General features: G+C 58.5%; 8 protein-coding genes and 1 pseudogene. 1 reads left to right on the plus strand and 8 read right to left on the minus strand.

Going from position 1 to position 14016, the window contains the following annotated elements; genetic code table 11:
- Nucleotides 1-17: 17 nt before the first annotated feature.
- From FQ664_RS22475 to FQ664_RS22500, 6 genes and pseudogenes are all read right to left on the minus strand, one after another.
- Nucleotides 18-3218 (minus strand): type I restriction endonuclease subunit R, encoded by a 3201-nt coding sequence (locus tag FQ664_RS22475; protein WP_144174990.1) that lies wholly within the window; start codon nt 3216-3218, stop codon nt 18-20.
- Nucleotides 3218-4678 carry a restriction endonuclease subunit S domain-containing protein gene (locus FQ664_RS22480; protein WP_144174992.1) on the minus strand — a complete coding sequence of 487 codons (1461 nt, stop codon included), beginning with the start codon at nt 4676-4678 and terminating at the stop codon, nt 3218-3220. Before FQ664_RS22480 ends, FQ664_RS22475 begins: the two co-directional genes overlap by 1 nt.
- Nucleotides 4675-6651, minus strand: coding sequence for a type I restriction-modification system subunit M (locus FQ664_RS22485; RefSeq protein WP_144174994.1), 1977 nt, complete (start codon nt 6649-6651; stop codon nt 4675-4677). Before FQ664_RS22485 ends, FQ664_RS22480 begins: the two co-directional genes overlap by 4 nt.
- Nucleotides 6652-6903: 252 nt before the next feature.
- A pseudogene (locus FQ664_RS22490) lies at nt 6904-7479 on the minus strand (helicase-related protein); the annotation flags it as partial.
- 938 nt (nt 7480-8417) lie between these two features.
- Entirely contained in the window at nt 8418-9470 is a 1053-nt protein-coding gene (locus FQ664_RS22495; RefSeq protein ID WP_144174996.1) for an ADP-ribosylglycohydrolase family protein, read from the minus strand.
- A gap of 11 nt (nt 9471-9481) precedes the next feature.
- A complete protein-coding gene (locus FQ664_RS22500) occupies nt 9482-9739 on the minus strand; it encodes a hypothetical protein (protein WP_144174998.1) in 258 nt (85 codons plus the stop codon).
- Between the two features lie 119 nt (nt 9740-9858).
- Between FQ664_RS22500 and FQ664_RS22505 the strand changes: the two genes are divergently transcribed.
- The gene (locus tag FQ664_RS22505; RefSeq protein WP_025340723.1) at nt 9859-10734 is read left to right on the plus strand and encodes a BrxR family helix-turn-helix transcriptional regulator; all 876 of its coding nucleotides are present in this window, start codon (nt 9859-9861) and stop codon (nt 10732-10734) included.
- Between the two features lie 129 nt (nt 10735-10863).
- On the opposite strand, the gene gabP is transcribed toward FQ664_RS22505, so the two are convergent.
- Both gabP and gudD read right to left on the minus strand, forming a co-directional pair.
- Nucleotides 10864-12258, minus strand: a complete 1395-nt coding sequence (gene gabP, locus FQ664_RS22510) for a GABA permease (protein WP_144175000.1) — start codon at nt 12256-12258, stop codon at nt 10864-10866.
- A 402-nt stretch (nt 12259-12660) separates the two neighbouring features.
- Entirely contained in the window at nt 12661-14007 is a 1347-nt protein-coding gene (gene gudD, locus FQ664_RS22515) for a glucarate dehydratase (RefSeq protein WP_144175002.1), read from the minus strand.
- Between the last annotated feature and the right edge of the window lie 9 nt (nt 14008-14016).

The following is a 14016-nucleotide window of genomic DNA, read 5'->3' on the forward strand; positions in this document are numbered from 1 at the left end:
ATCCTTACACGCGGTGTTCAGGCACCGTGCAAGCCGCTCTGATCAAATCCAGCCGCTGTCTTCAGCATCTTCAAAATCACCAGCGCAAACGCCCGACTCTTCGTCTCGTTATCCAGCACCTCCAGCGAGAGTTTCTCGTGGTCGGTCATGGCGTCCAGCACGGTGTCCAACACGCGTTTGGGGAACAGGCCGTGCATCACTTGATCCACCGAGTGGTTGTTCACCTGGGCCATCACATCTTCCTGGCGGCTGATGCGCTGGGCGATGCCCGTAAGGAACTGCAGTTGGTCGTCTTCACTCACCTCGGCTCCGAAGATATCGTTCAGCGCCTCGATGATTTCCGATAAGCGCTTCTTCTCCGGATCATGGGGCTTGCCGCTGCCCACATCACTACTAGGTTTGAGGGTGTATTCGCCGGTTTCCTCGTTCAGGCGCAGCTGATGCTCGGCGCGCTTGCTCAGACGGTAGTGGCTCAGTTGCAACTCGCCTACATCCACGTCGTCTTGTTGTAGTCGATCCACGCGCAACAGCGGGTGCAGGTGTTTGGCGTACACGCAGAGCTGCTCCAGTTCACGGTCCTCGTAGGGCACAATCTGCGAGAGGAACTCGTACAGGCGCACAAAGCTCTGCAGGTTTTTACGGAACAGGTCGAGTTGATCGATTTGCTCGCCGGCCTCTTTCAGCGCGTGCTCGGCTTTTTTCAGGCCGCTAATGTCGCCGTTAGCCTCGGCCGTGCGTTTGAAGTTCAGCGCCTGCTGGCGCGACTCCACCGAGAAGGCGTAGCGCTTGGCAAAGCGCTCCTTGGCCGGTGTGCAATAGTAGCTGAGCTTGCTGGCCGCCGCCTTGGGGTCGAAGAAGGCCATGGCGAACGCCTCGACCTCCTGCCAGTGATAGATCCCCTCTGCATCCAACTTCTTCTGCAGGTCATAGATGATCTGCGGGTCGGTCACATCGGTCAGCTCGGCCTTGGTGTAGTACGGCAAGAAGGCGTCGAGAATATCCTGCGGCTCGTTGAAGAAGTCGAGGATGAAGGTTTCCTTGCTATCCCCGAAGGTGCGGTTCAGTCGCGACAGGGTCTGCACGCAGTCCACGCCTTGCAGCTTCTTGTCCACGTACATGGCGCAGAGCTTGGGTTGATCGAAGCCGGTCTGGTACTTGTTGGCCGCGATCATCACATTGAAGTCCTGGGTATCGAAGGCGTCCGCCAGGTCACGGCCATTCAGGCCGGCGTTGAGCAGGCTGCTGCTTTCCGTCACCTCTTCGGGGATCACCTCATCCGGCAACACACTGCCGGAGAACGCCACCAGCGGGTGGACATCGCGGTAACCCATCTGCTGCACATAGGCTTTGACGGCTAACTGGTAGCGCACTGCTTCCTGACGGCTGCTGGTCACCACCATAGCCTTGGCCTGGCCATTCAGCAGACCACGGATATTGGCGCGGAAGTGCTCGACGATCACCTCGACCTTCTGGCTAATGTTGTACGGGTGCAAACGCACCCAACGGGCCAGTTTGATGCGCGCCTGTTTGCTGTCCACCTCGTCGTCTTCGCCGTCCGGGTGAGCGATCTTCCAGGCGGTGCTGTAGGTGGTGTAGTTGCGCAGCACGTCGAGGATAAAACCTTCCTCGATGGCCTGGCGCATGGAGTACAGGTGAAACGCCTCCGGCTTGTTGCTGGCACTAACCGGCAGGGTTGGGTCGGCCGGGCGACCGAACAGCTCCAGAGTCTTGGCCTTGGGCGTGGCGGTAAAGGCGTAGTAGCTGATGCGCTCATTTGGTTGGCGCGCCTGCACGGCGGCGTCCAACAGCTCTTCGGCGGTCACTTCTTCGCCATCCATAACATCGCTGCCAAGTATCTGCTTCAGCTTGCTAGCCGATGAGCCGGTTTGCGAGGAGTGCGCCTCGTCGGCGATCACCGCATAGCGCCCGCTGGCCAGCTTGGGGTACTTGTCCAGCGCATCGAACAGCGCCGGGAAGGTCTGGATGGTGACGATGATGATGCGGGTCTGCTCAGCCAGCGCCTCGGCCAGTTGTTCGGATTTGCTCTGGTTACCGACATCGCGGCTGATCGGTTTGACCACACCCTGGGCGTGCTCGAACTGGTAGATGGTGTTCTGCAACTGGCTGTCCAGCACCGTGCGGTCGGTTACAACGATCACCGAGTTGAACAGGCGCTGGCCGGCATCATCGTACAACGAGGCGAGTTGATGGGCGGTCCAGGCGATGGAGTTGGACTTGCCCGAGCCGGCGCTGTGCTGGATAAGGTAGCGCTTACCTGGCCCCTCGGCACGGGTGGTGTTGATTAGCGCATTGACCACTTCCCACTGGTGGTAGCGTGGGAAGATCATCGTTTCCTTGGTCACCGGCGTACCGTCAAAGCTTTCGCTGGTTTTCCTGTCTAGGTGCAGAAAGCGCCCCAAAACCTTGAGCCAGGCATCCGGCTGCATGAGGTGTTTCCATAGGTAACTGGTGGCGTATTGGCTGTCATCTTCCGGCATCGGGTTGCCTGCACCGCCTTCCACGCTGCCGAGGTTAAACGGCAGAAAGAAGGTGTCTTTACCTGCCAGCTTGGTGGTCATCGCCACTTCGTGTTGGCCCACAGCAAAGTGCACAAGCGCGCCGCGCTTAAAGGTCAGCAATGGCTCGGGCTTGCGTGTGAGCGGGTCTTTAACCGGGCGGTCGTAGCGGTACTGGCGCTTGGCGTTTTCCACCGATTGTTTGAACTCGCTTTTCAGCTCCAGCGTGGCGGTGGGGATGCCATTGACGAACAACACCAGATCCAGCCGTGGGTTGTAGCTCTGCCCATTGCTACCAGCCTCGCGCGCATGCGGCGAATAGGGCACCTCCGGCACCACGCGTAGGCGGTTGCACTGGTAGCGCTTGAGGGTGTCCGGGTTCATGCCGTGGTCGGGCTGGAAGCTGCAAAGTTCCACCTTCACCGCCGGCAGTTTAAAGCCATGGCGCAGCACATCCAGCGTGCCGCTCTGCTCCAGCTCACGCACCAGCTTTTGCACCAGTACAGCGTCCGGGTCAGCCGGATTGGCCTTAGCGAACTTTTCCCAACGTTCCGGCCAAGCCTCCTTAAAGTAACCCAGCACATCTTCGGTATACAGTGCCGTGCGCCGGTCATAGCCGCTGGCGGTGCCGACCAGCCAACCTTGGGCGGCCAGGGCGTCGATGATGTCTTGCTGAAATTGCGCTTCCTTGCTGTCCGCCATTACACGGCCTCTTGTACTGATTCGGGGGATGGCGCGCTGGCCGGTGGCTGCCAGCCGCGCACGTCGATTTTACCTGTGACGGCGGCGGAAATAAGGGCGGAGCGGCGTTCTTGAAGGAGACCTATGACATTCTCCGCTTCATAAATGAGAGCATCATTCTTTTCTGACTCTCGCTGGATATGCGAGACAATTTCATCCTGCTCCTTGATTGATGGAGCAAGGCACTCAATCATTCCCAATTTACTAGATTTGATGCCTAGGGCTGTGGAGCCTGTTGCCAGAGTTTCAAGTCGAGCCTGGCAATTTGTGCTCATAAACCAAAACATCAGGTAATGGTTCCGCATCACATTCGCTTCGCCTCTGAACTTAACAATTCGCTGAGCAAGTGCGATGTCCGTTCGATCAATCAACGCAACTTGACCAAGAGGAGCCTCCATAGTGAACAACAAGTCTCCTATCTCGGGCCGCCCTCTAGCAAGTAATGATTCCGCAGACTCAGGGTCAGCATATTCTTCGGATGCCTCATAGTCGATCCGACCATTCCGAATATTTCTAGCCGTGACTAGAAAAATACCGTTGTCCACTTTTGTAGGTGTTCTTCCGCGGTAATCCACAACTTGGCCAATAAAACGTGTCAGACCGCCGACCTCCCAATGCGCCGGCACCTCGCCTAGCCATTCCACGCCAGAGTCCTTCATCGGTACTGTGGGATCGAGGCCTTTGGTAACGGCGTGAGAGATCAGGGCCTGGCGCTTTTCCTTGAGCAGTTCGATCAATCGTTGTTGCTCTTCGATCAATGCGTCAATGCGGGCGGTTTCGTGGTCAAGAAAGCGGGCAATTTGGGTTTGTTCGACTCGGGCAGGAAAGCAAAACCGCTCCTGCAAGTAGGACTCAGCATCGAGATTCTGGATACCAGTAACCTGCTTCACCGATGGATAGTTAACCCGGCCGTCGTAAAGATTACCGAAGGCATAACAAAGGAACTGGCTATCAAACTCCGCGAGCGGTCGCATTCTCGCTACGAAGTTGGAAGTAACGGCTTCAAATTCATGTGTGAACAAAACGACACAGCCAACCAGCGTTTTCTCCCCGCCCCCAGACTTCTCGATCAGCAAATCACCTGACTTAATCAGTCTGGACTGTCTCTCTTTAAGCGTGATGCTTCGGTAGGTCAGCTTGTCTAATCCAACAGTCGAAAAAGATCGTTCAAAGTCGGCAACTCGGATGACTGCAATATCATTCTCGCCATCAGGTTCATTGCCCCATAAGCCGTTTATGCACCCATCCACGGTACGTTTTAGTGAGTAAACTGGCCAATGCTGAGGTACCTCGCCTAGCCATTCCACTCCCGAATCCTTGTAAGCCGGATACGCTGGAAACGTGCAAGGGCGTTCCTTGCCCTCGCTCTGTGGGCCTACGGCTGCGTCGTTTTTCAAATTTGCTACCGACAAATTTGTCATGCCGACAGCCCCTCAATCATCTGCTTGATACGGTCTGTGCAGGCTTTCAAGTCACGGTCGATCTCATCCAGCGGGCGCGGCGGTTGGAACACGTAGAAGTGGCGGTTGAAGGGGATCTCAAAGCCGACGATTCCGACTTCGCCATCCTGCTCATCCCGCTTGGTCTCGTCGATCCAGGCATCCGGCACATGGGGTTTCACTTCGCGTTCGAAGTAGTCGAACACCGACTCACCCAGCGGCACGTTCTCGTTGTCGCGCAGGCCGGCGTCTGCTTCTGGCTGGCCCTTGGCCATGCAGATATCCGCTTCGGAGTCGCGCTCACTCAGGGCGCTCATCAGGGCTTTTAGCTCCGGTGTGCTGAGGCTAATGCTGTGCGTGATGAAGGCTTTTTTCAGCAGTTTGCTGAACTGCTCGCGGTTGCGGTGCATCACGCTGGCATCTATCGTTTGCAGGGCGGCCAGCAGGTGCTGCTGAGAGGCGCTATCAAGTTTTTGCAGGGCTTTTTCTTCCAGCACCTTAGCAATGCGCTCAGCGCTGGTTTGGAAGTTGAGGCGCAGGGGGCGCTCAACAGTGATACGGCGGTAGCCGAAGGCGTCAATTGGGAAAATTTTGCTCTGCGCGGTTTGCTCAAAGCTGCCATACAGGCGTACCAGCTCGCTGATTTGATCCTCGGTGATGTACTGGCGCTTGCTGCCCAGCGACTTGCGCATTTTGGCGTAGTGCTGGCTGCCGTCGATCAACTGCACCTTGCCCTGGCGAGCAGCGGTCTTGTGGTTGCTGAGTATCCACACATAGGTGGCGATGCCGGTGTTGTAGAACATGTCGGTAGGCAACGCGACGATGGCTTCGACCAGATCGTTCTGCAGCAGGTAGCGGCGTATCTCCGACTCACCCGAACCCGCGCCGCCGGTAAACAGCGGCGAGCCGTTGAGGATGATGCCGATGCGCGAGCCACCGTCGCGCGGGTCACGCATCTTGCTTACCAGGTGCAGGAGGAACAGCAGCGAACCGTCGGACACGCGCGGCAGGCCCGGGCCAAAGCGGCCGTCGAAGCCTTTATGGTTGTGCTCGTCGGTGATCTGCTTTTGCACCTTCTTCCATTCCACGCCGAACGGCGGGTTGCTGAGCATAAAGTCGAAGCGTTTGCCGGCCAACTGGTCGTTGGACAGGGTGTTGCCGAGCTTGATGCTGGCCACGTCCTGGCCCTTGATCAGCATGTCAGCCTTGCAGATAGCGTAGGACTCGGGATTGAGCTCCTGGCCGTGCAGCGACACGCTGACCTTCTCGCTGATGGACTGGATGTACTCATCCCCCTCCGACAGAAAGCCGCCGGTGCCGGCGGTTGGGTCATAAATGGTGACGATGCTGTTGGGCGCGAGCTTGTGGTCCTGATCGGTGATCACCAGCGAGGTGGTGAGGTGCACGATATCGCGCGGGGTGAAGTGCTCCCCAGCGGTTTCATTTGAGCTTTCCGCGAATTTGCGAATCAGCTCTTCAAAGATGATGCCCATGCCAAAGTTGCTGATGAACTCGGGGCTCAGATCGGTTGCCGCGAAACGCTGCGCCACCTGGTACAGCAGGTTGGCGGTTTCCAACTGCTGAACGAAATCTTCGAAGTGGAAGTGCTCGAAGATCTCGCGGGCATCCTTGCTGAACGCCTGCACGTAGCTCATCAGGTCGGCGGCAGTCTGGGTGTCGGACAGGGTGCCGAGGGTCAACGATGAGGAGTTGAAGAACTGCTGGCCAGCGGCGCGCAGCATGTACATTTCACGTACGGTGTCCGGGCGGCCTTCCTGAGCGTAGGACTCGTAAATCACGGCATCCTTGGTCGGCGCCAGCACACACTCCATACGCCGCAGCAGGGTGAATGGCAGGATGATGCGGCCGTACTGGGACTGCTTGAAATCACCACGCAGTAGGTCGGCAATCGACCAGAGAAAGGCGGCCGTCTGGGAATGATTTTCCGTGTTCACTCAATAATTCCTTGGAATACACAGGCAAAAGGGTGAGTTTAACCTTTCGAGCCGACTGAATGTCACAGCCCGAGGGCTCATGGGCGGCCTGGATGCCGCGCACATTAAGCCTCAGAACGTCCAGTGCCAACACTTGACGTGCGAACAGGTAAATAATCCACTCAGTTACCACTGACGCACCCGCCCTAGCTCGCAGGTTCTTGCGGATTGGCACGCTTGGAGATGAGCGCACCTGTACCCATAATTGACATATCAATGCGTGTTCAGCACGGCCTCAAAATCTGAAGCCTGCAGCTCCGAGGTCCCACTCAACATATCTCGCGCCAACGCTCGCCGCTTACTCAGCAGCTCGTTCAGCGTCGCTTCAAACGTCGGCATCGTCGCATCCCGAACCGTCGGGTAGTACACATACACATCCTTCTGCTGCCCGATCCGATAGGCCCGATCGGTCGCCTGATCTTCCTTGGCCGGGTTCCAGCAGCGCGTGAAGTGAATGACGTGGTTGGCGGCCTGCACGTTCACCCCGAATCCGACGGCGATAGTGGACAGGATGATGACGGCGAAACCTGGCAGCTCCTGGAATTGATTGATCAGCCTCTGCCGGCTATTAGAGCTCTGACTGCTGGTACTGGTATCGCCATTGATGACCGTCGCCCGAAAGCCGAAATGCTGCTGAATTGCGTGCTGCAATTCCCGCTGAATATCTCGCAACTCGGTAAAGAGGATCACCTTGTCGCCGTTGCCGGCCCTTTTGATCGACTCGAGCGTCTGCATCAGCCACTGAAGCTTCGGCGAGGTGTCGCGCAACCTCGTGTCTGGCTGAACGCTGCTGAAGACCTAGCATCAGGCCGAAGAAGGTTCCGACGATCCCGATACCGGTCAAGATACCCGGTAGGTGCTTATAGAACTCGGTCCCCAGCGGGGTATCAACACTGATGCGTCAAAGACCAATCCAGTTGGATCAATGACAGCACCTTGCCAAGCGCGCGCTTCGGGGTGCCACAAACTCGGAATGGGCGGGCGCACCACGTGCTCCCTAGAACCTTCCGTGGACAAATGGCGGGAGATAATGTCCTTATGCCAGCACCTTAGCTTGAGCCTTAACTGTCGTAAAGCTGAAAGCTCAACCCCTATATTCGGCATCCTGAAGCGAAGCGATTTCCCATCTACCCGCTTAGCTTGAGAGCAGCCCTCTAGGTACATCTGATCGGGGTGAAAAACCTCAGGCAAGTGCAGTGCAAGCTGATGGCGGGCTATGCCTTCAGTTCGATGCGCCGCGTCGGTGTCGAGCCGGGCCGACGATCGGATCAGGAGCTCGCGCAGGTCAGTCGAAGCAGGCTGACGCTTCGACCAGGTCGACCGCGATTTGGGCGCAGGTCTACTTACAGTCGTCACTGTTGTTTGTTGGCAAGCTAGGAATAGGTTTCTCAGTATTCCAGTTGGTATTTCAGGCTAAAATGCGAACCGAAATTAAGCTTATTAATCAATATATTAATCAGTCGATTCAACTTACCCCGGCCCACCAAATCCCAAAGAAAAAGACGCCCTCGGGCTAATGCCAGTCAGTTAAGCGATTTGGGGCCGCTTTGCGGCCCCAATGACGCCAACTGACTGGCATTAGCCCGAGGGCGTCTTTTTTTGTGCCTGGATTTTGGGGTGTGCAAGCCCCAAAAATCAGATTTCACCCCTTCCGGGTATGGCCTGGGTTTGACCGGTATTTTTCAAGCTCTTCGGCCCCCTGCGCAAACTCAACTCCTTCATAGCTTTCAACTCCCCGGATAAGCCCGCTCGATCTGCTCATCGAACTCGCCACCAACCCCGAAATACTCCCGCGGTACGCGCTCGATATCTTCGGCCACCTGCGTAATCACCTGGCGCAGTTCCAGGCGCTCGAGCCAAAGGGCCGGAACAGCGACAGCACCATATTGCGCCCCCAGTAAATGCCCGACGACCAGCCCGGTGCTACTACTGTCGCCGCTGTGATTCACCGCCGTAACCACACCTTCTTCTAGTGAGCGTGCTGTCAGCGCACACCACAGTCCAATAGCCAGCACCTGGTCAGCGACCCAACCAGCACCAAAATCGTCAATGCGTTGCGGGGTGGGTGTATAGCCCTCGTAATAGAAAAACAGCACACGCTCGATCAGGCTGCGCGTTTCCTCCATACCTGGCACCTGCCCGTACCTGGCCAGACTCTGAGTCACAGCGTGCTCAAGGCTGTCTTGTCGGTCGACAACACGCTGGAGAATGTCGGCGAACAGCCCTGCCGCAAGGTAACCAGTCGGATGTCCGTGAGTCAGTCGCCCGGACTGCGCCGCGTAGTCAAATGCATGAGCAAAGAATGCACAGGGTGCAACGCGTACCAGGGCACCGCAGCCTTTACTGCTGTTTTCGGCAACCGCCCCCAGCCGCACAGTGGTCTTGAGCGCACTCAGGCAAGTTGCGTCGGGGGCACGACGCGACCAAAGCTCCGCTTGCTTGATCAGCCAGCCATCCGTCGCGACCGGTATCGTCGAAGGGTAGTCCTGGGTCGACAGCCAGCGCAGCAACGCGTGATGAATGATGCTGGGCACATGACATGGCTGCCGTGAACTCCCAAGCACATAAGCCCGCAGCAAGCCTTCTGCGGTAAACAGCATCATCTGCGTATCGTCGCTGATCGCACCGGTGATGCCGTAAGCCGGGGCAAAATCAGCGATGCCCTGCGGCCCGAACCTGGCCTCGATCACAGGCCACTCAAGAAACTCCACGGGGGCGCCAAGCGCGTCTCCGACAGCGCCACCCAGCAGGCAGCCTTTGATCCGTTCAAGTCTGTTCATGCCTTCTCTTGTCACTCTTCTGCAGAGATCAGGTTCTGCAAAAGCTCCAGTTTGCTTTGCAGCTGCGCGATGTGCGCTTTGTCAGCACGCTGTGCCAAGCGTAGCTCCCGGTTTTCCATCTCCCATATCCGCGCCCAACGCGCGCCCTGGCGACAGGCGAGAAGCAGATGCCAGATTTCTCGCAACCTCAGGTACTGCATCAGGAGCACTGTCAGGATCACCCCGATCAACACCAACGCCCCTGTCGAAACCGCTTCAGACATAGTCATGCCCACTTCCTTTGGTGACTTCAATTCATTTTGAAGACAGGCACACGATATGTAGTGATAAGCGACAGGTCTAGAATGTAGACTTATACAGGTAAAGTAATCGCGCACATGGAGAGGGTATGAAACGCAAGCAATCCATCGAGCAGGTACGCTGGGACCTGGCACTTCGCTATCGCTTGATCGAGACCGTTGCCTGGTGGGAGGGCCGGCTGACCACGGGCCACCTGATGCAGAGCTTTGGCATCAGCCGCCAGCAGGCGTCCAAGGACATCAATACCTACATCACCGAACATGCGCCCAAAAACTTGACATATGACAAGCAGCTCAAGGGCTATGTGCCAAGCAAGCAGTTCAAGCCGCTGTTCATCGACGACAGCGCCAGCGCCTATCTGCACCTGCTGTATCAGAACAATGAGCGGGCCCCGCACATCGACGGGTTGGCACTGGCCTATGCGCATACCCGGGTGCTGGAAGTGCCTGATCGCCCCATCCGGCCAGAGGTCCTGCGCCCCTTGCTCAAAGCCTGCCGTGAAGGCCTGCGCCTGGAAACCGAATACGTGTCCTTCAACACCCCCAACGTAGAGGTGCGCCTCATCGCCCCGCACACGCTGGTCTACACCGGCATGCGCTGGCACGTGAGGGCTTACTGCGAAAAGAACGGCCAGTATCGCGACTTCGTCCTCAGCCGCCTGCGTGGGCAACCAGACTTGCTCGACCAATCGCCGAACACGCGCGAGCAGGATGAAGACTGGAATGTCGAAGTGCCGGTCATCTTCGAACCTGATGGGCGATTGAACGCAGCGCAGAAGGCAATCATCGAAACCGACTTCGGCATGACCCAGGGGCAATTGGTGGTGCCCAGCCGCAGGGCACTGGTGAAGTACGTGTTGCAGCGCTACCAGATCGACCATCGCAACCTGGCAGTACTCCCCGAGGCGCAGCAACTGGTGGTGAGTAACCTCAAGGAACTGAAGCCGTGGCTGTTGAATGACTGATTGTCGAGTCCGGCGACCTGCACTGCGGCACGCCGGCGGCAATGAAGTACATCGAGACGATGACGGGCTGAAAAAACAAAGGGCACCCATCCACTGGTGCCCTTTGCCCTTACCGCCAGGTGAACTCAATCACCCCATCGAACGCACCCCCACGGGTTGTTGCGCTTGGCCCCGCGAAGTCACGATGCCCAGGAAGGAAATCACGATCGCCAGAGCCAATGTCGAACTCACTTCCGCCCGGTGTTCAGGCGTGTACATCATTACCGCCAGTGCCCCGGCAATGAACAGGATCACCGCCCAGGTCAGGTACGGGAACAGCCACATACGGAACTTCAGCTCGGTGTTTTCCCGCTCCAGGCGGCGGCGCATGCGCAGCTGCGAAATGGCGATGACCATGTATACCAGCAAGGCAATGGCACCGGAGCTGGCCAGCAGGAACTCGAATACGCCCTTCGGCGCGAAGTAGTTGAGGATGGCAATGGCCGCACCGATCAGCGTGCTGCCGAACACCGCAGCGCGCGGTACACCGACCTTGGAGGTCTTGTTGAGCATGGCCGGCGCGTCACCGCGCTTGGCCAGCGAGTACATCATCCGCGAGGCAATGTAGATCGACGAGTTCATGCAGCTGGTCACTGCCACCAGCACCACCAGGTCGACCATGAAGGCCGCATTGGGGATGTTCATGATTTCCAGCGCACGCTGGTAGGAACCCACCACTGCCAACTGCGGGTCATTCCACGGCACCACCGAGATGATCACGAAGATCGACAGGATGTAGAAGGTGCTGATACGCCAGATCACCGAGCGGGTAGCCTTGGCGATGTTGCGCGATGGGTCGCTGGATTCGGACGCGGCGATGGTCACCGCTTCGGTGCCGATGAAGCTGAACATCACGGTGATGAACGCACCGACCACCGCTGACCAGCCCTTCGGCACAAAACCGCCGTGCTCGGCCATCAAGCCGCTCAGGCCGCTGACTTCGCGGTTGGGCAGCCAGCCCATCAGCGCGGCGAAGCCCAGGCCAATGAAGCCGAGAATGGCCGTGACCTTGAGGATGGCGAACCAGAACTCGAACTCACCGTACTTGGCCACGCTGAACAGGTTGGTACCGGCCAGCAGCAGCACCGAAGCCAGGGCGAATATCCAGCTGTCCACCTGCGGGAACCAGGCGTTCAGCACATGCCCGGCGGCCAGCGCTTCGATCGGGATCACCAGTACCCAGAACCACCAGTACAGCCAGCCGATGGTGTAGCCGGCCCAGCGGCCGATGGCCTGCTCGGCGTAGGTGGAAAACGATCCGGTGTCCGGGTGTGCCACGGCCATTTCGCCGAGCATGCGCATGACCAGTACCACCAGGGTCCCGGCCACGAAATAGGAAATTATGGTAGCTGGCCCGGCTGCCGCGATGGCGTGGCCAGAGCCGACGAAAAGTCCGGCGCCGATGATGCCGGCGATGGACAGCATCGTTACATGACGTGGCTTGAAACCTTGGGCAAGGTTGCCATCAGATCCCACGGTGTTCATTGATGTTGTTCTCTTTTTGCTGACACAAGGATGGACGGGCAGGCGTAGGCGAAAATATCTCCTTTGAAATCAATAAGTCGACACGTTACTCGCGTTCTGTTGTTGATGTTGGGCACGCGTCACAGAGCAACGTGTCAGTCAGGTCGGGCTTCATTTAAGCCGCGCAGGGCTGTGGGAAATTACACGAGAACGCCCCGGAACTGTTCGATCACGACAGGGCATTTCCATTAACGCCAGATGTCGGGAATGCCATGCCCGATCGCGTCACCAGGCCGTCTGGAGCTTTTGTTTTTCATTTGGGTGTGTTGCGACCCTACTGTGGTGTACCTGTAGGAACACCCCGCTCCCAGGTCCAGTGCTGTACATGTGGGAGCGGGTTCACCCGCGAAAGGGACTGCAGACTCAACGCACCAGGCAAGGCCGCTTGTTATCGAAGCTCCACCCCGGAATCAGGAACTGCATCGCCACGCTGTCATCCCGCGCGCCCAAGCCCATGTTGCGGTAGCACTCATGGGCCTTGGCCAGCTGATCTTCATCCAGCTCCACCCCCAGCCCCGGCCGCGCTGGCACACGTACGTGCCCGTCGACGATGCGCAGCGGCTCGCGGCTCAGGCGCTGGCCGTCCTGCCAGATCCAGTGGGTGTCGATCGCAGTGATTTCACCCGGCGCCGCAGCCGCCACCTGGGTGAACATTGCCAGCGAAATATCGAAGTGGTTGTTGGAATGCGAACCCCAGGTCAGCCCCCAGTCGTTGCACATCTGCGCCACCCGTACCGAACCCTGCAAGGTCCAGAAGTGCGGGTCGGCCAGCGGGATGTCCACCGACTGCAACTGGATCGCATGGCCCATCTGCCGCCAATCGGTGGCGATCATGTTGGTGGCGGTGGGCAAGCCGGTGGCACGGCGAAACTCGGCCATCACCTCACGGCCCGAGTAACCGTTCTCGGCACCGCACGGGTCCTCGGCGTAGGCCAGCACATCGTGCTTGTCGCGGCACAGGGCAATGGCCTCCTTCAATGACCAGGCACCATTCGGGTCGAGGGTAATGCGCGCTTCGGGGAAGCGTTCGGCCAGGGCCGTTACCGCTTCCATCTCCGCCTCGCCGCGCAACACCCCGCCCTTGAGCTTGAAGTCGCTGAAGCCATAGCGCGCCTTGGCGGCCTCGGCCAGGCGCACCACCGCGTCCGGGGTCAGGGCCTTTTCGTGGCGCAGGCGCAACCAGTCGTCATCGGCATCGGTTTCGCTGCGGTAGGCCAGGTCGGTCTGCTGACGGTCGCCGATGTAGAACAGGTAACCGAGCATCTTCACCGCCTCGCGCTGCTGCCCCTCGCCGAGCAGTGCAGCCATCGGCACGTTCAGGTGCTGGCCAAGCAGGTCAAGCAGCGCCGACTCGATGGCCGTCACTGCATGCACGGTGATGCGCAGGTCGAAGGTCTGCAGGCCGCGACCAGCCGAATCACGGTTGGCGAAGGTCTGGCGCATGGCATTGAGCACGCGCTGGTAATGACCGATCGGCTGGCCGACCACCAGGCTGCGGGCGTCTTCCAGGGTCTGGCGAATCTTCTCGCCGCCGGGCACCTCGCCCAGCCCGGTATTGCCGGCGCTGTCACGCAGCACCACCACATTGCGGGTGAAGAACGGGCCATGGGCGCCACTGAGGTTGAGCAGCATGCTGTCGTGGCCGGCGACGGGGATCACGCGCAGATCTGTGACCACAGGGGTACTGGAATGAAGGGGCTGCATGTTCATGGTTGTTGT

This window comes from Pseudomonas persica, from assembly GCF_900291015.1.
GTDB lineage: Bacteria > Pseudomonadota > Gammaproteobacteria > Pseudomonadales > Pseudomonadaceae > Aquipseudomonas.

Bases quoted from the DNA above. Each gene is read 5' to 3' on its own strand.
- FQ664_RS22475 (WP_144174990.1), bottom strand. From the start codon at position 3,218: ATGGCGGACAGCAAGGAAGCGCAATTTCAGCAAGACATCATCGACGCC.
- FQ664_RS22505 (WP_025340723.1), top strand. From the start codon at position 9,859: ATGAAACGCAAGCAATCCATCGAGCAGGTACGCTGGGACCTGGCACTT.
- FQ664_RS22500 (WP_144174998.1), bottom strand. From the start codon at position 9,739: ATGACTATGTCTGAAGCGGTTTCGACAGGGGCGTTGGTGTTGATCGGG.
- gudD (WP_144175002.1), bottom strand. From the start codon at position 14,007: ATGAACATGCAGCCCCTTCATTCCAGTACCCCTGTGGTCACAGATCTG.
- FQ664_RS22480 (WP_144174992.1), bottom strand. From the start codon at position 4,678: ATGACAAATTTGTCGGTAGCAAATTTGAAAAACGACGCAGCCGTAGGC.
- gabP (WP_144175000.1), bottom strand. From the start codon at position 12,258: ATGAACACCGTGGGATCTGATGGCAACCTTGCCCAAGGTTTCAAGCCA.
- FQ664_RS22495 (WP_144174996.1), bottom strand. From the start codon at position 9,470: ATGAACAGACTTGAACGGATCAAAGGCTGCCTGCTGGGTGGCGCTGTC.